The following is a 21,228-nucleotide window of genomic DNA, read 5'->3' on the forward strand; positions in this document are numbered from 1 at the left end:
CGGTGGTCTAGGCTTTTGCGTCTGGAACAATCAATTCCCAAGGAGAGCACACGATGAGCCTGTTCAGTTTTCTGAAAGAAGCTGGTGAAAAAATCCTCGATGCACTGACGCCCGACAAGGCTGAAGCCAACAGTGAAGCGTTGACCAAACACGTGCAGAGCGCGCTGACAGGGATCGACACTTCAAAGATCCAGGTCAAGGTCGAAGGCGATAAAGTCATCGCCACTGGCGAAGCAAACAGCCAGGAAGAGAAAGAAAAGATCCTCCTGGCGTTGGGCAACGTTGCCGGTGTCAGCGCTGTTGACGACCAGATCACTGTTACTGGACCTGTGGTCGTGGCCGCCAAGTTCGTCGTGGTCGAGAAGGGCGACACCTTGAGCGCCATTTCCCTGCGTGTGTATGGCAATGCCAACCTGTACAACAAAATCTTCGAGGCGAACAAACCGATGCTCAAGGATGTGAACAAGATCTATCCGGGGCAGTCGTTGCGGATTCCCGAGTAAAAACAAAACCCGTGGCAAGGGAGCTTGCTCCCGCTGGCGTGCGAAGCACTCCCAATCCGGCTGATGTGTTCTTTCTGATAGATCATGTCAGCTGAAGTGCGCCTGCTGCGCAGCCGAGCGGGAGCAAGCTCCCTCGCCACAAGGTCTCAAAGCCCGGCAATCAAATCCCGATAATCCTCAACTGCCGCAAACTCCGCCGTATCCCTCGGCCCTTGTCGGCTGTCCGGTTCTTTTACGGCCAGCAAATGCGCCACGCCAAAGTTTCGCGCACTGCGCAGGATCGACAGGGTGTCATCGATGAACAGACTGCGCGCCGGGTCGAAGTCGATGTCGGCCTGCAACGCCTCCCAGAACTGCGGGTTTTCCTTGGGGAAACCGTAATCGTGTGAGCTGATCAACCGCTCGAAGTAGGGCGCCAGTTCGATTTTTTCCAGTTTCAAGGACAGCGAATCGCGGTGTGCGTTGGTGATCAGCACCACGCGTTTGCCGGCCTGTTTGATCGCCGCCAGGAACGTGTCCGCGTCCGGGCGCAGGGCGATCAGATGAGCGGTTTCCAGTTTCAGGTCGCGCACCGACAGTTTCAGTTCGGCGCTCCAGAAATCCAGGCAGTACCACTGCAACTGACCGGCGTGGCGCTCGAACAACGGTTGCAACTCCATCTCGGCCATGGCCCGGCTCACGCCGTGCAGGTCTGCATAACGCTGGGGCAAATGCTCCAGCCAGAAGTGGTTATCGAAATGCAGGTCCAGCAGCGTGCCATCCATATCCAGCAGAACGGTGTCGATGTCGCGCCAGGGCAGCAGGGACATAAAAAACTTCTCCAGCGGTAAAAAGATATCCGAGGTAAACAATCAGGATAGGCCGGGTATAGTAACCCGTTCACGCCAAGGAGCCGCTCATGCGCCAGAAACCCACCATCCTCGCCCGCGAGATTGTCGCCACCAGCCGTTTGTTCTGCGTTGAGGAGCTGAAACTGCGCTTTTCCAATGGCGTTGAGCGCACCTATGAGCGATTGGTTGGTAAGGGCGCAGGGTATGGCGCGGTGATGATCGTGGCGATGCTCGATGCCGATCACGCGGTGCTGGTCGAGGAGTATTGCGGTGGCACGGATGCGTACGAATTATCGCTGCCCAAAGGCCTGATCGAGCCGGGCGAAGACGTACTCGCAGCAGCTGAACGCGAGCTCAAGGAAGAGGCAGGTTTTGGCGCGCGGCAATTGGAGCATCTGACCGAGTTGTCGCTGTCGCCCGGCTACATGAGCCAGAAAATCCAGGTGGTGCTGGCCACCGATCTCTACGAAGAGCGTCTGGAAGGTGACGAACCGGAGCCGATGGGCCTGGGCAAAGTCAACCTGCGCGAGTTGTCGGCGCTGGCGCAAAACCCGCAATTTACCGAAGGCCGTGCCTTGGCGGCGCTGTATCTGGCCCGTGATCTTTTGACTCAGCGTGGAGTGTTTTTGCCATGACGTTCCCTCACCCATTGATGGCCCCCGTGATTGAACTGGCCCTGAAGGCCGGTGAAGCGATCCTGCCATTTTGGCGAACTGGCACAGCGGTGACGGCCAAATCCGATGACTCGCCTGTCACGGCGGCAGACCTGGCGGCTCATCATCTGATTCTGGCTGGGCTGACGGCGTTGGACCCGAGCATTGCGGTGCTGTCAGAGGAGGATGCCAATATCCCGCAAAGCGTGCGTGCGGGATGGCAGCGTTGGTGGCTGGTCGATCCGCTGGACGGCACCAAGGAGTTCATTGCCGGCAGCGAAGAGTTCACCGTGAACATTGCCCTGATTGAAAACGGCCAAGTGGTGTTCGGCGTGGTGTCGATGCCGACCAATGGACGCTTCTATGTCGGCGGTGCCGGGCTCGGCGCGTGGCGGGGTGATAAAGGCGCTACGCCGGTGGCGATCCAGGTGCGCGATGCCTTGGCTCCCGGTCAGCCGTTCACCGTGGTTGCCAGTCGCCGCCATACCAGCCCGGAACAGGAGCGTTTGTTGGCGGGGTTGAGCGCCAGCCTTGGCGAATTGCAACTGGCCAACATCGGCAGCTCGCTGAAGTTTTGTCTGTTGGCTGAAGGCGCAGCGGATTTTTACCCGCGTCTGGCACCGACTTCGCAATGGGATACCGCGGCGGCGCAAGGTGTGCTCGAAGGCGCGGGCGGTGAGGTGCTGGATTTGAGCGGCGCGCGGTTCTGTTATCCGGCGCGGGAATCGCTGTTGAATGAGTTCTTTGTCGCACTTCCGGCGAAAGCCGCCTGGAGAGAGCAATTAACATATTTAACTTGTAATAAACACTGAATTTGGCGGGTCGAGTTTTTTGAATCTGTAACGCCTGTTGTTTTATACACTGTCAGATTTTACAGGTTTCGAGTTGAATCTTTACTGCTAGTATCAAATCCGGATGCAGTCCATTGCCTGAGTAAGCAGTTTTATTATTTGCTTGAGGCTCTGAGTTTCTTCTCGGCTAAATTTACTCAGGAAGGATTTGTTAGCTATGAAAATTGCCAGTGCGATTTTACTCGGCTCTTTGCTGACAGTAATAAACACAGTTTCTGCCGGAACGCTGACTATCAAGGCTCCGCCCCAAGGACTTGATTTGATAACCAGTAGCAACGGCACGATCAAGTACGGAGACAATGATTTGGTTCTGGTTGGCGCTACGGACTCCTATCAAGTAATTTCTCCAGAAACGGCGACAGGCACACCGGCGATCATTGGTTACCTCACTATCAGTCACCACGAGGGTGATGAGTTTTTGTATGGCAACAACATCACCTGTGAAATAAAGGCCCCTTACACCGTTACGGTGAATATCGTTGGTTTTGAAGTAGATGACTGTAAGGATTCAAAAAAGTCCTTCACGCAGTTAAGAAGTGAAGGGGCTAGCGATGTAATCCTTACGTTCAATAAAAATTGATGAGTACATCATGCAACGCGGGAGGCCGGTGAGCCTCCCGAATGCTAATCATGTTTGTTCGCAGGCAAGGAAACCTGAAAATGAATATAAAGAGTCTGTTCATTGTCGCGTCCGTGTTTCTGATGTCGGGACCGACTTATGCAGGAACACTTACAATCAAGGCGCCTCCAGAAGGACTTGAGCTGATCACGCCTTTTGGCAGGTTGAAACACGGTGACCCGGATAGGGTGGAATCTGTTGCCCACGCGAATATTACGCCGGTCGAGGGAAGTGAGAATATTTTGGGCTTCATCAATACATATCACGATACGCGTCCGGACGCGGTTTACGGCAATCGGATCACCTGCGAGCTCAAGGGGGACTATGCCCTTGAGATTGATATCGTCGGTTTCGAGAAAGTGCTTTGCCGGAATAAGTCCATTGCGGCTTTTCAGCGTAGAGAACAGGGAGCTGATGACGTCGTTCTGACGTTCACCAAAACACCCAAATCCGACTAACGCGAATTTACCGGTGCAGTACGTACTGCCCGGTAAACCGCACCGCAACCTCATCGCTCCCCGAATTCACCACCCGCGTATGCAGCGTCAATCGCGCTCGGCTGTATCGCTGGAACGTGGTCAGGAATTTTTTCCAGATCACCGGATCCGGCGCCTGGCAAATGACATTGGCATCCCCCGTCACCGGTAGCGGATAACTGATCTGCCCTTCCTGAATCACGATGTGCCCGTCGGTGATGCCTTCTTCCTTGAGGCGCAAATGCAGCCAGCCCCAACCGGCCAGCACGGCGCCGCAATACAAGCTGCCGCCGAACATGGTGCTCTTGTGGTTGACGTTGGCGTCCAGTGGCAAGTGCAGGCGCAGTTGCTGATCGTGCCAGTCGAGCACCTTGAGGCCCATGTCCCGGGTGAGGGGGATGTCGTGGTGGAGGACGGATTCCAGTTGACGACTTTCGCGGCTCATTCAGGGCCTCTTATTGGCAGTTGATGGTTTGACGAGGCTCAATCGAGGTCGTCGGTGTGGCTGGTGGCACCGCTGTCGGCGAAGCTCAGACCGTGTTTGCGCAGTTTGTCGTGCAAGGTCTTGCGCGGAATGCCAAGGGCTTCGGCAACGCTGCGCACCGAGCTGTGCGAGCGCGCCAGTTCCGCGGCAATCAGGGTTTTCTCGAAGTTTTCCACTTGCTCGCTCAAGCCTCCGCTGACCATTTCAACCACGGTCCCGACGGCGCCCTGCGGCTCATTGTTGTCCAGTGCCAGTTCCAGGCCGAGGGCGAAGCGTTCGGCAGCGTTTTGCAGTTCGCGCACATTGCCGGGCCAGGTGTGGCGCAACAGCAGTGCGCGTTGCCCCGGCTGCAGTTCATGGGGCGGCAAGCCATGGCGAGCGCTGGCTTCATCGGCAAAATGCTGGAACAGCACCAGCGCATCTTCACCGCGCTCGCGCAGCGGTGGAATGCGCAGCGGCGCGACGTTCAGGCGGTAATACAGGTCGGCGCGGAAACGGCCCTGATCGGCTGATTGCCGCAGGTCTTCCTTGGTGGCGGCGATGATGCGGATGTCCAGCGGGATCAGTTGATTGCCGCCCAGGCGTTCGACCACCCGCTCTTGCAGCAGACGCAGCAGTTTTACCTGCACATCCAGGCTCATGCTTTCGATTTCATCGAGGAACAGCGTGCCGCCGTTGGCGAATTCGAACTTGCCGATGCGACGCTTTTGCGCGCCGGTGAAAGCGCCCGGTTCATGGCCGAACAGTTCACTTTCGACCACCGATTCGGCCAGCGCCCCGGCATTGATCGCCACGAACGGACCGTTACGCCGGCTCGACAGGTCGTGCAGCGCCCGCGCGACGACTTCCTTGCCGGCTCCGGTTTCGCCGAGGATCAGCACGTCAGCCTTGGTCGCCGCCAATGCGCCGATCTGCTCGCGCAGGCGCAGCATCGACGGCGAATGCCCGACCAGGCGAGTGCTCAGCTCATTGCGATCGCTCAGTGCCAGACGCAGGCTGCGGTTATCCAGCACCAACCGGCGCAGGGCCAGGGCGCGGCGCACGCTGTCGAGCAGGGCGTCGCTGGCGAAGGGTTTTTCCAGGAAGTCATAAGCCCCGGCGCGCATGGCTTGCACCGCCAGCGGCACGTCGCCGTGACCGGTAATCAACAGTACCGGCAGCTCCGGGTCCTGGGCGTGCAGTTCGGTCAGCAGTTCGAGACCGTCCATGCCCGGCATGCGAATGTCGCTGACCACCACACCCGGCCAGTCACGTTCCAGTTGCCCGGCCAGGCCCTTGGCTTCGGCCAGCGGCAGGATTTTCAGGCCGGCCAGATCGAGGGTCTGGCTCAGGGCCTGGCGCAGGTGGGGATCGTCGTCGATCAACACGACCTGAATGCGATTGTCGATGGTCATGCACTTCGGTCCTCGGACGGTTGCAGGCTCACACCGGGTGCGCCTGCGCGTAGCTTCAGGGTAATCAGCGCGCCGCCCTCCTTGTGGTTGGCGAACGACAGTTCACCACCGAAGGCGCGCATCAGCGTCTCGCAAATGGCCAGGCCCAGGCCAAGCCCCTGAGTACGGGTCTTGGTGGTGTAGAAGGGCTCGCTGGCGCGACCAAGGGCTTCCATGCAAAAGCCGGGGCCGTTGTCGCGAATGTACAGGTGGACGCCATCGACGGTGGTCTGGGCACTCAGCCAGAGTTTGCGTGGCGGACCTTTTTCCGTGAGGGCGTCGAGTGCGTTGGCCAGCAGGTTGCCGAGCACTTGGCGCAGACGGGTTTCACCGGCTTCGACCCACAATGTCGCGGCAGGCAAGTCACGGATCAACTCGACTTCCATGCTGCGTCGACGCTTGGCCAGCAAGGCCAGGGCATCGTCCAGCGCCGGTTGCAAGGCCACGCTTTCCGGCGCGTGGCGGTCGCGACGGGCGAAGGCCCGCAAGTGAGCGATAATCGACGCCATGCGCCCGGTCAGTTCGCTGATCAACTTGAGGTTGCCGCGGGCATCTTCGGTGCGTTGATGGTCGAGCAACACTTCGGCGTTTTCCGCGTAGCTGCGAATGGCGGCCAGCGGTTGATTGAGCTCGTGGCTGATACTCGCTGACATGGTGCCCAGCGCCGAGAGTTTGCCGGCCTGCACCAGGTCATCCTGGGCGCGCACCAGGTCTTGCTGAGCCTGCTCGCGTTCCAGCACTTCCTGTTTCAGGCGACGGTTGAGGCCTTCCAGATCGCTGGTTCGCTCGGCCACCCGACCTTCCAGTTCGCGCCGGGCCTTGGCTTCGAACGCGATACGTTCCAGGTAGTGACGGCGACGCTGCATCATCAGGCCGAGCAGCAGCATCAACACCAACAGCGTGGCGCCGCCGATGGCCACGACGGTGCGCACCGGGCGGTCGATCAGGGTGCGAGGGGCGAGGATGCTGACGTTCCAGCCGGTTTCTGCAATCGCTTGGGACTGGGTCAGCCAGGCATTTGGATTGAGTTTCAACGGTCGCGGATCACGGGTTGGATAGGGCTGGATCGCGCTGATTGCCTTGCGCTCTTCTTCGCTCAGCGGTCGGGTCGCGCGAAAACGCCATTCCGGCCGCGAGGTGAGGATGACCACGCCGTTGTGATCGGTCAGCAGCAGTTGTTCCGGGGTTTTGCCCCACAGGCTTTCGGTGTGGTCGAGGTCGACCTTGACCACCAGCACACCGGTGATTTTCTCGCCATTGCGCACCGCTGCGGCGAAGAAATAGCCGCGTTTGGCCGAGGTGGTGCCCAGCCCGAAGAAACGTCCCAGGCGCCCTGCCATCGCTTCGCTGAAGTACGGGCGGAAGGAGAAATTGCGCCCGACGAAACTGTCGTGCTTGTCCCAATTGGAGGCGGCCAGCGTCTTGCCCGTGGTGTCCATCAGGTACATGACTTCGGCGCCGGTCTGCGTGCTGATGTTTTTCAGCAGACGATTGGCATTGCCCTGGGTGACGCTATCGTCGGGAGCGCCGAGTACGGCGCGCAGGGCCGGCAGATCGCCGAGAATCTGTGGCAATACTTCGTAGCGGTGCAAAGTGCCCAGCAGGTTGGCGACGTACAGGTCGAGGGTCTGGCGATTTTGCCCGGCCAGTTCGCTGCGGTAGTAGCGCTCGGCCAGATGCTCGAGCGGCCACAGCAACGGCGCCAGGCACAATGCCAGCAGCGCCAGGCTGCGCCAGCGGGGTCTGCGGGGGAGGGTCGGAGTCATGAGCATCGAGCGCCTGTGGATATCGACGCATTATGCCTAGGCAAAGACGTCGGCGTCCTTGAAGAGTGTTGCATTCTGATCCCTGGGCGACAGTTGTGGTGCGCAGTCCAGTTGCCAATCGATGGCCAGGTCCGGGTCGTTCCAGCGGATGCTGTGTTCGGCGGCCGGGTTGTAATAGTCAGTGGTTTTGTAGAGGCACTCGGCAACCTCGCTCAACGCCACCAGGCCGTGAGCAAAACCTTCGGGAATCCACAGTTGGCGACGGTTTTCGGCGGACAGGCGCACCGCAATCCACTTGCCGAAGTGGGGCGAGCTGCGGCGGATGTCCACAGCCACGTCGAGCATTTCGCCAATGACCACGCGCACCAATTTGCCCTGAGTGTTTTGCAACTGGTAATGCAGGCCTCGAAGTACGCCTTTCTTCGAGCGGGAATGATTGTCCTGGACGAACGTTGGGGCCAGCCCCGTTGCTTGTTGAAAAGCGCGGGTGTTGAAGCTCTCGAAAAAAAAGCCGCGCTCATCGCCCATGACGGTGGGTTCAAGGATCAGCACACCGGGCAGGTCGGTGGTGACGGCTTTCATGGCTTTCTCCAGAAATGGGCTAATGCCCGACATTCTTGCGCAAGGGGCCGATCGAAGCGAGGGGTGGGGGTTGCGTATCGTCTTCGGCAGTGGCGATATAGGCGCCTAAAAACATTTCAGGGGTCGTTGTATGCCGCTCGCCACGTTGATTCATCGCGCCAGTTTGCCCAGCCCGCAAGTGTCTGCGGAGCAAGCGCTAGAGCTGTTGCAGGAGCATTACGGACTGAGCGGCAGATTGCAGGCCCTTGGCAGCCAGCAGGACCTCAACTACCGCGTCGATAGCGAGCAGGGCCGGTTTGTTCTGAAAATCTGTCGCGGAGACTACTCGGCACTGGAGTTACAGGCCCAGCATGCCGGGCTCAAACATTTGGCGCAGCACCCCGACGTGCATGTGCCACGAGTGATCGCGGCCAAAAACGGTGCGGATCTACTCTCGTTGAATGTCGCGGGCCAGGCGGTACATGTGCGCCTGCTGGACTACATCGAAGGCCAGTCGCTGACCCACCTCGAATACTTCAACTCCACGGTGGTGGCCGGTTTCGGTCGCTTGTGCGGCGAGATGGACCTGGCGCTGGCGGATTTCGACCATCCGGGGCTGGTGCGCTCGCTGCAATGGGATGCGCGCCACGCGCAGGCCCTGATCGCGCATTTGTTGCCGGTCATCCAGGACGACAACCAGCGCCGGCTGATCGCCGAAGCCGCGGAACAGGCAGAACGCCGTCTGCAACCCCTGGAAGACAAGCTGCCGGTGCAAGCCATTCACATGGACATCACCGATGACAACGTGGTGTGGCAGCGTGATGCCCAGCGTCATTGGCAGTTGCAAGGCGTGATCGATTTCGGCGATCTGGTGCGCACCTGGCGCATCACTGACTTGTCGGTAACTTGCGCGGCGCTGTTGCATCACGGCGAAGGCGATCCGTTCTGCATACTGCCGGCGGTGCAGGCCTATCATGCGGTGAATCCGCTGACCCACGAGGAGTTGCTGGCGTTGTGGCCGCTGATCGTCGCCCGTGCCGCGGTATTGGTACTCAGCGGTGAACAGCAGGTCAGCATCGATCCGGGCAACACCTACAGCCGCGATAATTTGAGCCACGAGTGGGAGATTTTCCGCGTGGCGACTTCGGTGCCGCTGGCGCTGATGGAAGCGGCCATCCTGACGGCGGTTAGCCAGAACCTGCCGGACATTGGCAGTGAAGGTTTTGCGCCGTTGCTGCCAAGCCTGGTCGGGCGTGAATTTGCCTTGATTGACCTGGGCGTTCTCAGCCCGCACTTCGAAGCGGGGAACTGGGAACAAGCAGGCACCGATCAGCGATTGCTCGACGAAGCTGCCGCCGTCCACGGTCTGGCGGCCAGTCGGTACGGGCAATACCGGTTGTCCCGCACCCGTCCGGATTGCGCCGCCGAACCGGACACTTGCCCGTTGCACGTCGAGTTGCGGGTGCCTGCGGGCACGACGATCGAGGCACCCTTTGCCGGCGTGGTTCACCAGCCGTTGCCGGATGTGCTGCAACTCGACGGTCCGCAACTGAGCGTGCGGCTCTGGGGTGTCACGCCGTCATTGCATGCAGGTGCGGCATTGGTCAAAGGCCAGGTGTTGGGCTCGGTCAGCGGACCGCTGATCGTGCAGTTGTGCCGAGGGTCTTCGTTCAGTGCGCCGCTGTTTTGCACGCCGTCGCGTGCGGCAGCGTGGCAGGCATTGTGTCCGTCACCGGCAGCATTGCTGGGCCTGGCCTGTGATGCGGAAAAAGAGCTCGATTCGCAAACCCTGCTGGCCCGCCGCGACGCCAGTTTCGCCCGTACACAAAAACACTATTACGTCGACCCGCCGCGAATCGAGCGCGGCTGGCGCAATCACCTGATCGACATGCAGGGCCGTTCCTACCTCGACATGCTCAACAACGTCGCGGTGCTCGGCCACGGTCATCCACGCATGGCCGCGGTCGCCAGCCGTCAGTGGTCGCTGCTCAACACCAACTCGCGGTTCAACTATGCCGCGGTCGCGGAGTTTTCCGAGCGATTGCTGAATCTGGCGCCGGATTCCATGGACCGCGTGTTCCTGGTGAACAGCGGCAGCGAGGCCAATGATCTGGCGATCCGTCTGGCATGGGCTTACAGCGGCGGTCGCGACATGCTCAGCGTGCTTGAGGCCTATCACGGCTGGACGGTGGGTGCTGACGCGGTGTCGACGTCGATTGCCGACAATCCCAAGGCCTTGAGCAGCCGTCCGGACTGGGTGCATCCGGTGACCGCCCCGAATACCTACCGCGGCGAATTCCGTGGGCCGGACAGCGCGCCGGACTACGTGCGCAGCGTCGAACACAACCTGGCGAAAATCGCCGAACAGAAGCGCCAACTGGCCGGTTTCATTTGCGAGCCGGTGTATGGCAATGCCGGCGGTATCTCGCTACCGCCGGGTTACTTGAAGCAGGTTTACGCAATGGTTCGCGCCCAGGGCGGTGTGTGCATCGCCGACGAAGTGCAGGTCGGCTATGGACGCATGGGCCATTTCTTCTGGGGGTTCGAAGAGCAGGGCGTGGTGCCGGACATCATCACCATGGCCAAGGGCATGGGCAACGGCCAGCCCTTGGGCGCGGTGATCACTCGCCGGGAAATCGCCGAAGCGCTGGAGGCCGAGGGCTATTTCTTCTCATCGGCGGGCGGCAGTCCGGTCAGTTGCCAGGTCGGCATGGCGGTGCTGGATGTCATGGAGGAAGAAAAACTCTGGGAAAACGCCCAGGTCGTTGGCGGGTACTTCAAGGAACGCCTTGAAGCGCTGATCGATATTCATCCGTTGGTGGGTGCCGTGCATGGGTCCGGGTTTTATCTGGGGGTCGAGTTGATCCGCAATTGCGAGACCCTGGAGCCGGCCACCGAAGAAACCACGGCGCTGTGCGATCGTTTGCGTGAGCTGGGGATTTTCATGCAGCCGACCGGTGATTTCCTCAACGTCCTGAAGATCAAGCCGCCGATGGTGACTTCGCGCCAGAGCGTGGATTTCTTTGTCGACATGCTCTCGAAGGTGTTGTCGGAAGACCTGTAAACACCGGCCCCCTGTAGGAGCGAGCCTGCTCGCGATGAGGTTGTGACAGTCACAGAATTCGTGGCTGAAAAACCGCTATCGCGAGCAGGCTCGCTCCTACAATTTTTGGGGTTTTAGTTCGATTGTTATCGGGTTTAAGTGGGTATTTTTAGACGCAAGGCATATTTATCGCTTTAAAAGCCGATTTTTATCGGATATAAAGTCGCCATTGCCAGGGCGTGGATCAACCATGCCCGAACGTCACGCACTTGCCCGGAGATGATCCATGAGCCGTATCGTTACCGTCGCCGCCACTCAGATGGCCTGTTCCTGGGACCTTGAAGGCAACATCGAAGTGGCTGAACGGCTGGTCCGCGAAGCCGCCGCCAAAGGTGCACAGATCATCCTGATCCAGGAACTGTTCGAGGCGCCGTACTTCTGCCAGAAGCCCAATCCGGATTACCTGCAACTGGCCACGACGGTGGAAGACAACGTCGCGATCAAGCATTTCCAGAAAGTCGCCAGGGAACTGCAAGTGGTGCTGCCGATCAGCTTCTACGAATTGGCCGGTCGCGCGCGTTTCAACAGCATTGCAATCATCGATGCCGACGGCAGCAACCTCGGGATTTATCGTAAAAGCCACATTCCGGACGGTCCCGGGTATCACGAGAAGTATTACTTCAACCCGGGTGATACCGGCTTCAAGGTGTGGAACACCCGCTACGCGAAAATCGGCGTGGGCATCTGCTGGGATCAGTGGTTCCCTGAAGCTGCGCGCAGCATGGCCTTGCAAGGTGCGGAAATCCTGTTCTACCCGACCGCCATCGGTAGCGAACCGCACGACAAGACCATTTCGTCCCGTGATCACTGGCAGCGTGTGCAACAGGGCCATGCCGGTGCCAACCTGATGCCGCTGATTGCCAGCAACCGCATTGGCAACGAGGAACAGGACGGCTACGACATTACGTTCTACGGCTCTTCATTCATCGCCGACCAATTCGGCGAGAAGGTGCAAGAACTCAACGAGACCGAGGAGGGCGTACTGGTCCACAGTTTCGACCTCGACAAACTCGAACACACTCGCAGCGCCTGGGGTTCCTTCCGCGACCGCCGTCCGAACCTGTATGGTGCTATCAAAACCCTCGACGGATCCCTGGAGTCCTGACTGCCATGACCACTTTGAACAGCACCCCTCGCGCAGACGGCTTCTACATGCCGGCCGAGTGGGCACCGCAAACCCAGACCTGGATGGTCTGGCCCGAGCGCCCGGACAACTGGCGCCTGGGCGGCAAACCGGCGCAAGCCGCGCACGTCGCGGTAGCCAAGGCCATTGCCCGTTTCGAACCCGTGACCGTGGCGGTTTCCGCCGGCCAGTATGAAAACGCCCGCGCCCGCCTGGACGTGCCGAATATCCGCGTTGTCGAGATGTCCAGCGACGACGCCTGGGTCCGCGATACCGGCCCGACATTCGTCATCAACAACAACGGCGAAGTCCGTGGCGTGAACTGGGATTTCAACGCCTGGGGCGGTTTTGACGGTGGCCTGTATTCGCCATGGAATCGCGACTCGCAGGTGGGCGGCAAGATCCTCGAGATCGAGCGCAACCCGCGCTATCGCACCGAAGGCTTTGTGCTCGAAGGTGGTTCGATCCACGTTGACGGCGAAGGCACGTTGATCACCACCGAAGAATGCCTGCTCAACCGCAATCGCAATCCGCACATGAACCGCGCGGAAATCGAAGCGGTGCTCAGCGCGAATCTGGCTGTGGATAAAATCATCTGGCTGCCTGACGGTCTGTTCAACGATGAAACCGACGGCCATGTGGATAACTTCTGCTGCTACGTGCGTCCGGGCGAAGTGCTGCTGGCCTGGACTGACGACCCGCAGGACCCGAACTACCCGCGCTGCCAGGCGGCGATGAAAGTGCTGCAAAGCAGCACCGACGCGAAGGGACGCCCATTCACAGTGCACAAAATGCCGATTCCGGGTCCGCTGTACGCGACCGAGGAAGAATGTGCCGGTGTCGATCCGGTGGATGGCACCCAGGAGCGCAATCCGTCGGTACGTCTGGCCGGTTCCTACGTGAATTTTTTGATCGTCAACGGCGGCATCATCGCACCGAGTTTCGACGACCCGCTTGATGGTCCGGCAAAAGAGATTTTGCAGAACCTGTTCCCCCAGCACGAAGTGGTGATGGTGCCTGGCCGCGAACTGTTACTGGGAGGCGGCAATATCCACTGCCTTACCCAACAACAGCCAGCGCCGCACAAAGAGTGAGTGCAGTTGTAACAGCTTGAGTTCATTGCTAAATCGGCTCAGGCAAACGTTTTCGTACTTTGCATCGCCCAAAGCCCGCAGCCACCAAGGACTGCGGGCTTTTTTGTATCCGCTGGTCGACCATCCAGCCACATTGGCATAGCTCTTGTATTGCACATGGGGCAAAACAGGGAGGGGAGAACTCAGTTGTTCTGTCATAAACCTTGGATAAGTTAGCCGCTCACAAACCGGGAGAGAGCGCTGAAATGAACGCCGAAGTGAATGTAGTGAGCGAGCGGGCAATGCATCCCCTGGCGGTAAACAGCGAATCGCTCCAGATTCTGGCGCATTGGTTCAAGTCCAATGGAACGCGTCCGATCAGTGAAACTGATCCGCGCCGGACGATGATCGAGCGCTACCCCGCTGGTTTGTTCAGCGAGGCGGAACTGGATGCGTTGTGGGATGTGATGGAAGGATAAAAAGAAAAACAACGGATTGATCAAAAAAAAGCGCTGCCAGGATGGCAGCGTTTTTTTTGCGCGAAGTTTAGCGATCACCATTGCTCTTGTCGTTTTAGAGATTTTAGTTACCGGTTATCACCCTATATCCCGCTGTGGCGCCCGCTGAATCGTCGATTGTGGAGCGTCAAGTTTGACTGGGGAAATACAGTGCAATTGAATGTTTCTGCCGCGTAAAGGGCTTTCTTAGATGTTTTTCGCCTAATTCCAGACGATTCATGAAATTGACACATGGTGAAGACCGCAGCTACGATTCTGCCCAACGCCTGTGGCCAACCGCCATGCCTAAAAAAATAAGAAAAAGGCCCGCCGCGAGAATTCGTGTGCGGGCCTTTTTGTTTGCGGAACGAAAAAAGAGCGCGATAGTGCCGTTTCAGCCGTTCGACACAGCGCGTTTCAACCCGTAATAAGGAAAACAAAATGTTGAACAAGCGAATCAGTTTGATCGCTCTGGGGATTTTGAGCGCTACACAGGCCATGGCTAACGACCAGGCCGAATCCAAGGGATTTGTCGAAGACAGCAGCCTCAAGGTGCTGCTGCGCAACGCCTACATGAACCGTGATTACAAGGATGGACGAGCCGACAAAGCCGAGTGGGGCCAAGCGGCCATCGGTACCTTCTCTTCCGGTTTCACTCAGGGCACTGTCGGTGTGGGCGTGGATGCCTTTGGTCTGTACGCGCTGCGTCTGGACGGTGGCAAGGGCAAAAGCGGAGCTCAGGGCATCGATTTCTTCAAACAAGGCGCCAGCGGCAACGCAGCGGACGATCTGTCCAAGGGCGGCGCGGCCGTCAAATTCCGTCTGTCCAGCACCACACTGACCTATGGCGACCAGATGCCGGCCCTGCCGGTATTGAGCTACGACAATGTGCGTCTGCTGCCGGAAAGCTACACCGGTACTTTGATCACCTCCAAGGAGATCAAGGGCCTGGAGCTGAATGCCGGTCGCTTCACCGCTGAATCGCGCAAGAGCGCTGAAGGTCGTGACAGCGGCGGCTTGAAGTCGATCAACGTGTTGGGCGGCAGCTACCAGTTCACCGAACAATTCAAGGCGTCCCTGTACGCATCGGACGTCGAAGACGTGCTGAAGAAGCAGTACGTGAACGCCAACTACGTGTTCCCGCTCGCCAAGGATCAGTCCCTGACCCTGGACTTCAACGGCTACCGTACCAAGCTGGACGATTCCTACGTTCGCGACAACGGCGTCACCGGCGATGACAACAAGATCTGGAGCCTGGCAGCCACCTTCGCCACCGGTCCACACTCGTTCACGCTGGCGCACCAGCGCAGCACCGGAGACAGCAACCTGGGCTATGCCTACGGCGGCTACCAAAAAGAACAGAACCGCATCGGCGACGGTGGCAACACCATCTACCTGGCGAACTCCTACTGGTCCGACTTCAACGCCGAAGACGAACGCAGCTGGCAGTTGGGCTACGGTCTGGACTTCCGCGCTTTCGGTATTCCTGGCTTGAGCTACAACTTTGCCTACGTGCGCGGTGACAACATCACCACCTCCACCAGCGAAGGCGGCACCGAGCGTGAAATCTTCAACCAGTTCAAATACGTCGTACAAAGCGGCCCGGCGAAAGACCTCAGCGTGAAACTGCGCAGTTCGATCCTGCGCGTGTCGCAGAAGTCGAGCGAGTACAACGTCAGCGGTAACGAAGTGCGTGTGTTTGTGGATTACCCGATCAATATTTTCTGATGATGGGTTGAGTATTCAAGCTTGATAAAAAACCCGACTGGTTCGTAATGCTGTTCAGTTAAGGACGAACACTGTACCTGTGGCGAGGGAGCTTGCTCCCTCGCCACAGGTTACTGATTGCTCGCTCTATCTCTTAACTGAACAGCACTGCGACGGGTTCGGGGTTTTTTGTGAGAGATGTCATCAGGCTTTGATGGGGGCGAGTTTTTTACAGTTTTCCTTGCGGGCTGGATACTTTTCGCACTTTTGCAGCACCGTCTGGACTTGGGCGGCATCCTTGAGTTGCTGGTTGGCCAGCAGTTTTTCAGTGATGAACAATTCTTCCGACCCCAGGTTGCGTTCAGCCTTATCGATCAACGCCAATGCCGCTTGGGCTTCGCCGCGCTTGAGGTGATAGCCGATCTTGAGGTCATAGATGGAGGGGCCAGCCAGCGACCAATCCTTGATCGATTCCAGATCTTTCAGCGCCTCGGCGCTCTTGCCTTGTGCCAGATGCACGGCAAACGCGGCACGTCGAATGCCGGGCTGGTCCTTCACAACAGACGACAGCGCACGCTGACTGAGAACGTCGGCTTCGCGCACCTTGCCCTGCTCCAAAGCATCAGTTGACGCATAGGCGTCTTTGTAAGCTTGCATCGCGGCGGCTACAGGCGCCGCGTCACGAATTTTCGGCCATCCTTGCGCATCGACCCGCGCTCTACGTTCCTGATTATATTCCCGTCGAAGATATTGACGCAGCTCCTCGTCACGATCTGTCGGTGACATGTGCGAGCGATTGAAATATTCGCTCGTCGCCGTGATGCCCGTGGCCAGACCTTGATTGAGCAGCACATCCACTTCTTTGGTGAAATTGGCAAGATTGAATTGCTCGAGCGACTGCTGCATAGCGTCCTTGCGGGCACTGAGAAAACTGCTGAGCAGAGGCTTTTGCTTGCCCTGGAAATCATTCAGGCGCTGCAGGCTGTAGCTGGCGGCGCGGGGAGCGTAACCGGCGCGAATCATGAGGTCAGTGCCGAGCAAATCAGCCTGATCTTCCTGGGTGCGGCCCCATGCCGTGCTCCAGATGTTGTCCGAGAAGCTGTTAGCCAACGCGGTAAAGATCACGGTGTTACCGATGGTTTTTTGCGTGCCGATCGGATCCTTGTTGATCAACTTCATGGTCCCGGTACTGCGATCCACACCCGTGTTGGACGCCATGGCGGCGAAGACTACGGTGGTCGCCACATTTGTCATCAATTCTTTCTGCTGCTGAAATGCCGCCATTCGGTCATGGTGGCGCAGCAGAACGTGGCTCATTTCATGCCCCAGCATGGCCGCGATTTCGTCTTCGCTCTCAACGTTATCCAGCATGCCCAGAGGCACGAACACGTCACCGAACGGATCAGCCGATGGGCCGAAGCTGTAGCTGTCGGTGATCTTCACCTGCAACGTTGGCATCTCCCCGGGCCAGCCCTTGGACAGTCGGGTCACGATGCCCTGCAAGTAGGCTTGCAACGTCGGGATATCCACCAGGTTGTGCTGGCGTAATTCGGATGCCGGGATAGTCCGGCCGTCGTAGCTCAAACGCTGTTTGCTCTGTTGCACCGGGTCGAGTTTGTAGTGTTGGCGAACTTGCGCATTGTCGACGTACTTGCCTGCCACTCTCGATTGCGTCGAGGGACCGACCAGATTCATCAATGCATCATTGGCACCGTGCAGGGTGTTGCAACCACTGAGTAACGCAGTGGCCAGCAGGGGTAGCGCCAGTAGTGAACGTTTCATCTACTGCCACCTCCTTTATTGTTGATTGCAACCTGCACCAAAACCGATGGTGGAGTTGTTTTGGCTATCGGCAGTCTTGCTGCCCGGCATTTTCTGGCAAGGCAGTTTCACCAGTTTGCTGGGGTTAAGGCGCAGGTCCATGGTATCGAGCCAAACTTTCCTGCCCGCCAACTCGACCTGAACCAGCTCCAGGGCCTCGTTATATTGCAGTACCGCCAGTGCAGTTTTTGGGGCGTCCTTGAGTGGCACCTCACGTTCGAGTTTGCCTTGTTCATCGAGTAGAGCTATAGGGTCGGCGAGAAACGCCTCGACGGTCGGCGTTGCAGACCAGACGGCCTGGCTGAACAATGCGGTGAGTAATAGAGCGGCTGGGCGGGTCATCCTTGATTCCTTTTTTTTGGGCAGAATACGATTGGGTGATTAGTGCTTGCGGGCGAAATAAGCCTGGATTTTTTCGTTGAATATCGCCAATGACAGCATCAGAACGGCGAGCACGTTGACGGGGGTGTAGTGGTAATGGTGAAGCCCCAGGCTCAATAGCCCTAGCAAGGCTGTCATCAGCAAAAAGGTTGCCCAGGACGACTTGAAAAAAACGCCTCTTTCAACGTCCAGCCCGATGATGCCTGACGTTGGATTCTGGCGATCATGTTGTGCTTTGAACAACGCAATCAGCGCCACCAAACCAATCTCCACCAAGTCCAGCCAATTGACGTCGAAGTCCAGCAGGCTGGCTGGTTCGCGGTCATAGTCCATACCCAATGTCACGAGGTTATCCAGCGCCATGGCGTGTAGGTAAACGCCGGGTATCTGACCGTGCACGGGCGAATGAACCAGATCGCCCGTAGAGGTAATATTCGCGCCGACCAACACCAGACGATCACGCAGCAATTTGGTCAATAGCGCTCGATCTTCGGGCGTACTCACTTCAAGGTCGCTGGCCGATAGTGTGAAGCTGTAGAGGCAGCGGGATTTTTCGGCGCCGGAAAGCTTCCAGAAAATCGCCTGAACAAGCTCTTTCCCGACATCATTCAAAAAGCCTTCGGGCGCGGAGCAATGCGCAATATCTGCGATGCGCGTCTGTTCCGGTGCCAGGTGGATCCCCCACTGAATGGCGATGGGCGGGCTCTGGAGTGCCGCTTGCGTATCGCTCGGCAAATCAGCGCAGGTGTGCGATTGGCAATATTGGCGATACATCAAAAGGGCCGGCGTTTCCATCGGTCCCAGTGGTTTCTGGACCGCCAGTGGGTACTTGTCACCAAACCCGTTCCACGCCACCAGTGCAGGGCTGCTGACTTCAACCAGATTGGCCAGAGTATTGGCCTGGCCCTCCTCGCCACGCACCTGACCGGTATTAGCCAACAACAATGGAATTCCCTGATGGCGGTAGCGTTCGAAAACATTGGCCAGTAGCTGACTACCCAGAGCAGGGTCGCCTTGGGAATGATCGAGGCTGTACATGAAGTCGACGAATACCGCTTTAGGCTTGTAGGCCAGCAAGCGTTTGAACAACTTGCTTTGCTCGTCGTAAGGCATCGGCCAGTGTGTGGTGTTGCGCATCAGGTACGCATCGTCGATCAGGATGACGGCGATCTGCTGTTGCCCGGTGTTTGGGTAACTATTGGCGAATACCCGATTCAACCACTGTGCAGAGGCGTTATTGCTCGAGCTCGATAGCCCGAAAGGATCGAGCACAGCAAGGACCACGAAGAGAGCGCCGAGCACATACTCCCAGCGAGAGAACAGCGGTGATCTGGCCGGCATTCCTGGCTCGATATAGTCAAATGAGTCAACGATTTAAGGGAATGTAATGCTTGATGTCAAGGTGCCATCTTTTTGCGTGGCAGCTCGAGATTTTATAAAGCGCCTACCGGGTCAGGATTTTTCGCTTGCTTTTGTCGTTGAAAATCGATTTTGGGAACCTATCGCCCGCGGCGACATGAGCAAGCGCTCTTCTGCTCAAAAAACAACTCGAAGCGAAGGTTCTCTTTACTATTTTTCAAATTGAGTAAGATTATTACACTGCGTAACTAATGATGTTCCCATCCCCATCTTTATCCCCTCCAGCTAACGCCATACATTGAGCTCCAACGCCTCTCCCATCATCCCGACGGGAAGGTCACTGGAGTTTCCCTCATGCCTTTCGTAAGCGTACGCATCACCCGCGATGGCGTTACCACTGAGCAGAAAGCTCAGGTGATTGCCGAGATCACTGAAACACTGGAGCGCGTGCTCAACAAACGCCCTGACCTGACCCATATCGTGATCGAGGAAGTCGATACCGATAACTGGGGCTACGCCGGGATCACCACCACTCAGTACCGCAAGCAGCTGGCGGAAGAGGGGCAGTCATGACGCCGTCGGTCACCATCGATTTCGTCTCCGATGTGGTGTGCCCATGGTGCGCTCTGGGTGCGACGGCGCTGGAGCAGGCGATCGAGAACGTAGCGGGTGAGGTGTCGGTCGAGCTGACTTATAAGCCTTTCGAGCTCAACCCGAACATGCCACCCGAAGGCGAAAAAGCCGTCGAGCACTTGATGCGCAAGTACGGACGTACCGCTCAGGACGTCGCCAATGGCAAAGCGATGCAGATCGAGCGCGGCAATGCCATCGGCTTCAAGTTCGACCTGGAAAAACGTACGCACTTCTACAACACCTTCGACGCTCACCGCCTGCTGCTCTGGGCGCTGGAAGAAGGACGCCAGGTGGCACTGAAGAAGATCCTGTTGCGTGCCTACTTCAGCGAAGGCGCGAACCCGAGTGACCAGTCGACGCTGGTGCGCCTGGCAGGTGAAGCCGGGTTGGACGAGGAGCGCGCACGCCAAGTGTTGGCATCCGGCGAATTTGCTGCCCAGGTGCGTGAACTGGAGACGTTTTACCAACAGCACGGCATCAATTCGGTTCCTGCCATGGTGTTGAACGGTCGGCACCTGGTGTCCGGTTCGCAATCGGTCGAGTACTACGAACAGATGTTGAGACAAATGGCCAAGGCATCTGCCGAAGCCTGATTCATCAAATTTCAAACCCCACTTTAGTTAGAGGTATTTATCATGAGCAATTCGAAAAAAGTTGTCGTAATCACTGGCGCATCCCAAGGTCTGGGCGATGGCATGGTCAAGGCTTTCCGTGAACTCGGTTATCAAGTCGTCGCCACCTCGCGTTCGATCAAACCTTCGACCGATCCTGACATTCTCACCGTGGCCGGCGACATCGGCGAACCGCAAACCGCCCAGCGCGTAATCAGTGAAGCAGTCGCCCGTTTCGGCCGCGTCGACACCCTGGTCAACAACGCGGGCATCTTCGTCGCCAAGCCATTCACCGCGTACACCGCCGAGGACTACGCCAACGTGCTGTCGGTGAACCTCAACGGTTTCTTCTACATCACCCAGCTGGCCATCAACGAGATGGAGAAACAGGGTAGCGGCCACATCGTCAACATCACCACCAGCCTGGTGGACCACGCCATCGACGGCGTGCCATCGGTACTGGCATCGTTGACCAAAGGTGGCTTGAACGCCGCGACCAAATCCCTGGCCATCGAGTACGCAAAACGCGGTATCCGGGTAAACGCGGTCAGCCCTGGCATCATCAAGACCCCAATGCACGGCGAAGAAACCCACGCCGCCCTGGGCGCACTGCACCCGGTCGGGCACATGGGTGAAATCGATGACATTTCCCAAGCCGTCGTGTACCTGGACAACGCCAAGTTCGTCACTGGCGAAATCCTCCACGTCGATGGCGGACAGAGCGCGGGTCACTAAGCTCTGACT

At 58.1% G+C, this 21,228-nt stretch carries 22 protein-coding genes; 14 read left to right on the top strand and 8 right to left on the bottom strand.

The window, feature by feature from the left end; translation table 11 throughout:
- Nucleotides 1–53 precede the first annotated feature (53 nt).
- Nucleotides 54–503 (top strand): peptidoglycan-binding protein LysM, encoded by a 450-nt coding sequence (lysM, locus tag D8U18_RS13100; protein WP_056852121.1) that lies wholly within the window; start codon nt 54–56, stop codon nt 501–503.
- Between the two features lie 146 nt (nt 504–649).
- Here lysM and yrfG read toward each other — a convergent pair whose 3' ends face one another.
- Nucleotides 650–1,312: a GMP/IMP nucleotidase gene (gene yrfG, locus D8U18_RS13105; protein ID WP_056852122.1), complete on the bottom strand. Its 663-nt coding sequence runs from the start codon at nt 1,310–1,312 to the stop codon at nt 650–652.
- 89 nt (nt 1,313–1,401) lie between these two features.
- On the opposite strand from yrfG, the gene nudE reads away from it, so the two are divergent.
- From nudE to D8U18_RS13125, 4 genes are all read left to right on the top strand, one after another.
- Nucleotides 1,402–1,968: an ADP compounds hydrolase NudE gene (gene nudE / locus D8U18_RS13110; protein WP_034148495.1), complete on the top strand. Its 567-nt coding sequence runs from the start codon at nt 1,402–1,404 to the stop codon at nt 1,966–1,968.
- Nucleotides 1,965–2,798, top strand: coding sequence for a 3'(2'),5'-bisphosphate nucleotidase CysQ (cysQ, locus tag D8U18_RS13115; protein WP_131107768.1), 834 nt, complete (start codon nt 1,965–1,967; stop codon nt 2,796–2,798). Before nudE ends, cysQ begins: the two co-directional genes overlap by 4 nt.
- Before the next feature lie 196 nt (nt 2,799–2,994).
- The gene (locus D8U18_RS13120; protein ID WP_056852124.1) at nt 2,995–3,417 is read left to right on the top strand and encodes a hypothetical protein; all 423 of its coding nucleotides are present in this window, start codon (nt 2,995–2,997) and stop codon (nt 3,415–3,417) included.
- An 80-nt stretch (nt 3,418–3,497) separates the two neighbouring features.
- Nucleotides 3,498–3,914, top strand: coding sequence for a hypothetical protein (locus D8U18_RS13125; protein WP_056852125.1), 417 nt, complete (start codon nt 3,498–3,500; stop codon nt 3,912–3,914).
- 7 nt (nt 3,915–3,921) lie between these two features.
- Here D8U18_RS13125 and D8U18_RS13130 read toward each other — a convergent pair whose 3' ends face one another.
- From D8U18_RS13130 to rfbC, 4 genes are read right to left on the bottom strand one after another with little or no spacing between them, the layout of a single operon-like run.
- The gene (locus tag D8U18_RS13130) at nt 3,922–4,377 is read right to left on the bottom strand and encodes a thioesterase domain-containing protein (RefSeq protein ID WP_056852126.1); all 456 of its coding nucleotides are present in this window, start codon (nt 4,375–4,377) and stop codon (nt 3,922–3,924) included.
- A gap of 38 nt (nt 4,378–4,415) precedes the next feature.
- Entirely contained in the window at nt 4,416–5,810 is a 1,395-nt protein-coding gene (locus D8U18_RS13135) for a sigma-54 dependent transcriptional regulator (protein WP_056852127.1), read from the bottom strand.
- Entirely contained in the window at nt 5,807–7,615 is a 1,809-nt protein-coding gene (locus tag D8U18_RS13140) for an ATP-binding protein (protein WP_131107769.1), read from the bottom strand. The genes D8U18_RS13135 and D8U18_RS13140 overlap by 4 nt, the downstream gene beginning before the upstream one ends.
- Before the next feature lie 36 nt (nt 7,616–7,651).
- Entirely contained in the window at nt 7,652–8,197 is a 546-nt protein-coding gene (gene rfbC / locus D8U18_RS13145; RefSeq protein ID WP_130904487.1) for a dTDP-4-dehydrorhamnose 3,5-epimerase, read from the bottom strand.
- 130 nt (nt 8,198–8,327) lie between these two features.
- On the opposite strand from rfbC, the gene D8U18_RS13150 reads away from it, so the two are divergent.
- The 5 genes from D8U18_RS13150 (at nt 8,328) to D8U18_RS13170 (ending at nt 15,700) form a co-directional block, all read left to right on the top strand.
- Nucleotides 8,328–11,240 carry an aminotransferase gene (locus D8U18_RS13150; RefSeq protein ID WP_131107770.1) on the top strand — a complete coding sequence of 971 codons (2,913 nt, stop codon included), beginning with the start codon at nt 8,328–8,330 and terminating at the stop codon, nt 11,238–11,240.
- Nucleotides 11,241–11,505: 265 nt separating this feature from the next.
- Nucleotides 11,506–12,384, top strand: a complete 879-nt coding sequence (gene aguB / locus D8U18_RS13155) for an N-carbamoylputrescine amidase (RefSeq protein ID WP_056852130.1) — start codon at nt 11,506–11,508, stop codon at nt 12,382–12,384.
- A gap of 5 nt (nt 12,385–12,389) precedes the next feature.
- Entirely contained in the window at nt 12,390–13,496 is a 1,107-nt protein-coding gene (gene aguA / locus D8U18_RS13160) for an agmatine deiminase (protein WP_131107771.1), read from the top strand.
- A gap of 245 nt (nt 13,497–13,741) precedes the next feature.
- Nucleotides 13,742–13,954: a hypothetical protein gene (locus tag D8U18_RS13165; RefSeq protein ID WP_056852132.1), complete on the top strand. Its 213-nt coding sequence runs from the start codon at nt 13,742–13,744 to the stop codon at nt 13,952–13,954.
- A 459-nt stretch (nt 13,955–14,413) separates the two neighbouring features.
- Entirely contained in the window at nt 14,414–15,700 is a 1,287-nt protein-coding gene (locus D8U18_RS13170) for an OprD family porin (RefSeq protein ID WP_131107772.1), read from the top strand.
- 183 nt (nt 15,701–15,883) lie between these two features.
- Here D8U18_RS13170 and D8U18_RS13175 read toward each other — a convergent pair whose 3' ends face one another.
- From D8U18_RS13175 to D8U18_RS13185, 3 genes are read right to left on the bottom strand one after another with little or no spacing between them, the layout of a single operon-like run.
- Nucleotides 15,884–17,461: a M48 family metallopeptidase gene (locus D8U18_RS13175; RefSeq protein ID WP_131107773.1), complete on the bottom strand. Its 1,578-nt coding sequence runs from the start codon at nt 17,459–17,461 to the stop codon at nt 15,884–15,886.
- A 15-nt stretch (nt 17,462–17,476) separates the two neighbouring features.
- Nucleotides 17,477–17,842: a hypothetical protein gene (locus tag D8U18_RS13180; protein ID WP_131107774.1), complete on the bottom strand. Its 366-nt coding sequence runs from the start codon at nt 17,840–17,842 to the stop codon at nt 17,477–17,479.
- Between the two features lie 39 nt (nt 17,843–17,881).
- Complete coding sequence (locus D8U18_RS13185; RefSeq protein ID WP_131107775.1) at nt 17,882–19,222, bottom strand: CHASE2 domain-containing protein; 1,341 nt, start codon at nt 19,220–19,222, stop codon at nt 17,882–17,884.
- A gap of 46 nt (nt 19,223–19,268) precedes the next feature.
- Here D8U18_RS13185 and D8U18_RS13190 point away from each other — a divergent pair, with 46 nt between their 5' ends.
- From D8U18_RS13190 to D8U18_RS13205, 4 genes are all read left to right on the top strand, one after another.
- The gene (locus tag D8U18_RS13190; RefSeq protein ID WP_131107776.1) at nt 19,269–19,466 is read left to right on the top strand and encodes a hypothetical protein; all 198 of its coding nucleotides are present in this window, start codon (nt 19,269–19,271) and stop codon (nt 19,464–19,466) included.
- A 128-nt stretch (nt 19,467–19,594) separates the two neighbouring features.
- On the top strand, nt 19,595–19,813 hold the full coding sequence (locus D8U18_RS13195) for a 4-oxalocrotonate tautomerase family protein (RefSeq protein WP_056852134.1): 219 nt from the start codon (nt 19,595–19,597) through the stop codon (nt 19,811–19,813).
- On the top strand, nt 19,810–20,466 hold the full coding sequence (locus D8U18_RS13200) for a DsbA family oxidoreductase (RefSeq protein ID WP_131107777.1): 657 nt from the start codon (nt 19,810–19,812) through the stop codon (nt 20,464–20,466). The genes D8U18_RS13195 and D8U18_RS13200 overlap by 4 nt, the downstream gene beginning before the upstream one ends.
- Before the next feature lie 42 nt (nt 20,467–20,508).
- A complete protein-coding gene (locus tag D8U18_RS13205) occupies nt 20,509–21,219 on the top strand; it encodes an SDR family oxidoreductase (protein WP_130904481.1) in 711 nt (236 codons plus the stop codon).
- The last annotated feature ends 9 nt before the right edge of the window (nt 21,220–21,228 follow it).

The organism is Pseudomonas sp. Sample_10 (genome assembly GCF_004321495.1).
Lineage (GTDB): Bacteria > Pseudomonadota > Gammaproteobacteria > Pseudomonadales > Pseudomonadaceae > Aquipseudomonas.

Bases quoted from the DNA above. Each gene is read 5' to 3' on its own strand.
- lysM (WP_056852121.1), top strand. From the start codon at position 54: ATGAGCCTGTTCAGTTTTCTGAAAGAAGCTGGTGAAAAAATCCTCGAT.
- yrfG (WP_056852122.1), bottom strand. From the start codon at position 1,312: ATGTCCCTGCTGCCCTGGCGCGACATCGACACCGTTCTGCTGGATATG.
- nudE (WP_034148495.1), top strand. From the start codon at position 1,402: ATGCGCCAGAAACCCACCATCCTCGCCCGCGAGATTGTCGCCACCAGC.
- cysQ (WP_131107768.1), top strand. From the start codon at position 1,965: ATGACGTTCCCTCACCCATTGATGGCCCCCGTGATTGAACTGGCCCTG.
- D8U18_RS13120 (WP_056852124.1), top strand. From the start codon at position 2,995: ATGAAAATTGCCAGTGCGATTTTACTCGGCTCTTTGCTGACAGTAATA.
- D8U18_RS13125 (WP_056852125.1), top strand. From the start codon at position 3,498: ATGAATATAAAGAGTCTGTTCATTGTCGCGTCCGTGTTTCTGATGTCG.
- D8U18_RS13130 (WP_056852126.1), bottom strand. From the start codon at position 4,377: ATGAGCCGCGAAAGTCGTCAACTGGAATCCGTCCTCCACCACGACATC.
- D8U18_RS13135 (WP_056852127.1), bottom strand. From the start codon at position 5,810: ATGACCATCGACAATCGCATTCAGGTCGTGTTGATCGACGACGATCCC.
- D8U18_RS13140 (WP_131107769.1), bottom strand. From the start codon at position 7,615: ATGACTCCGACCCTCCCCCGCAGACCCCGCTGGCGCAGCCTGGCGCTG.
- rfbC (WP_130904487.1), bottom strand. From the start codon at position 8,197: ATGAAAGCCGTCACCACCGACCTGCCCGGTGTGCTGATCCTTGAACCC.
- D8U18_RS13150 (WP_131107770.1), top strand. From the start codon at position 8,328: ATGCCGCTCGCCACGTTGATTCATCGCGCCAGTTTGCCCAGCCCGCAA.
- aguB (WP_056852130.1), top strand. From the start codon at position 11,506: ATGAGCCGTATCGTTACCGTCGCCGCCACTCAGATGGCCTGTTCCTGG.
- aguA (WP_131107771.1), top strand. From the start codon at position 12,390: ATGACCACTTTGAACAGCACCCCTCGCGCAGACGGCTTCTACATGCCG.
- D8U18_RS13165 (WP_056852132.1), top strand. From the start codon at position 13,742: ATGAACGCCGAAGTGAATGTAGTGAGCGAGCGGGCAATGCATCCCCTG.
- D8U18_RS13170 (WP_131107772.1), top strand. From the start codon at position 14,414: ATGTTGAACAAGCGAATCAGTTTGATCGCTCTGGGGATTTTGAGCGCT.
- D8U18_RS13175 (WP_131107773.1), bottom strand. From the start codon at position 17,461: ATGAAACGTTCACTACTGGCGCTACCCCTGCTGGCCACTGCGTTACTC.
- D8U18_RS13180 (WP_131107774.1), bottom strand. From the start codon at position 17,842: ATGACCCGCCCAGCCGCTCTATTACTCACCGCATTGTTCAGCCAGGCC.
- D8U18_RS13185 (WP_131107775.1), bottom strand. From the start codon at position 19,222: ATGCCGGCCAGATCACCGCTGTTCTCTCGCTGGGAGTATGTGCTCGGC.
- D8U18_RS13190 (WP_131107776.1), top strand. From the start codon at position 19,269: ATGCTTGATGTCAAGGTGCCATCTTTTTGCGTGGCAGCTCGAGATTTT.
- D8U18_RS13195 (WP_056852134.1), top strand. From the start codon at position 19,595: ATGCCTTTCGTAAGCGTACGCATCACCCGCGATGGCGTTACCACTGAG.
- D8U18_RS13200 (WP_131107777.1), top strand. From the start codon at position 19,810: ATGACGCCGTCGGTCACCATCGATTTCGTCTCCGATGTGGTGTGCCCA.
- D8U18_RS13205 (WP_130904481.1), top strand. From the start codon at position 20,509: ATGAGCAATTCGAAAAAAGTTGTCGTAATCACTGGCGCATCCCAAGGT.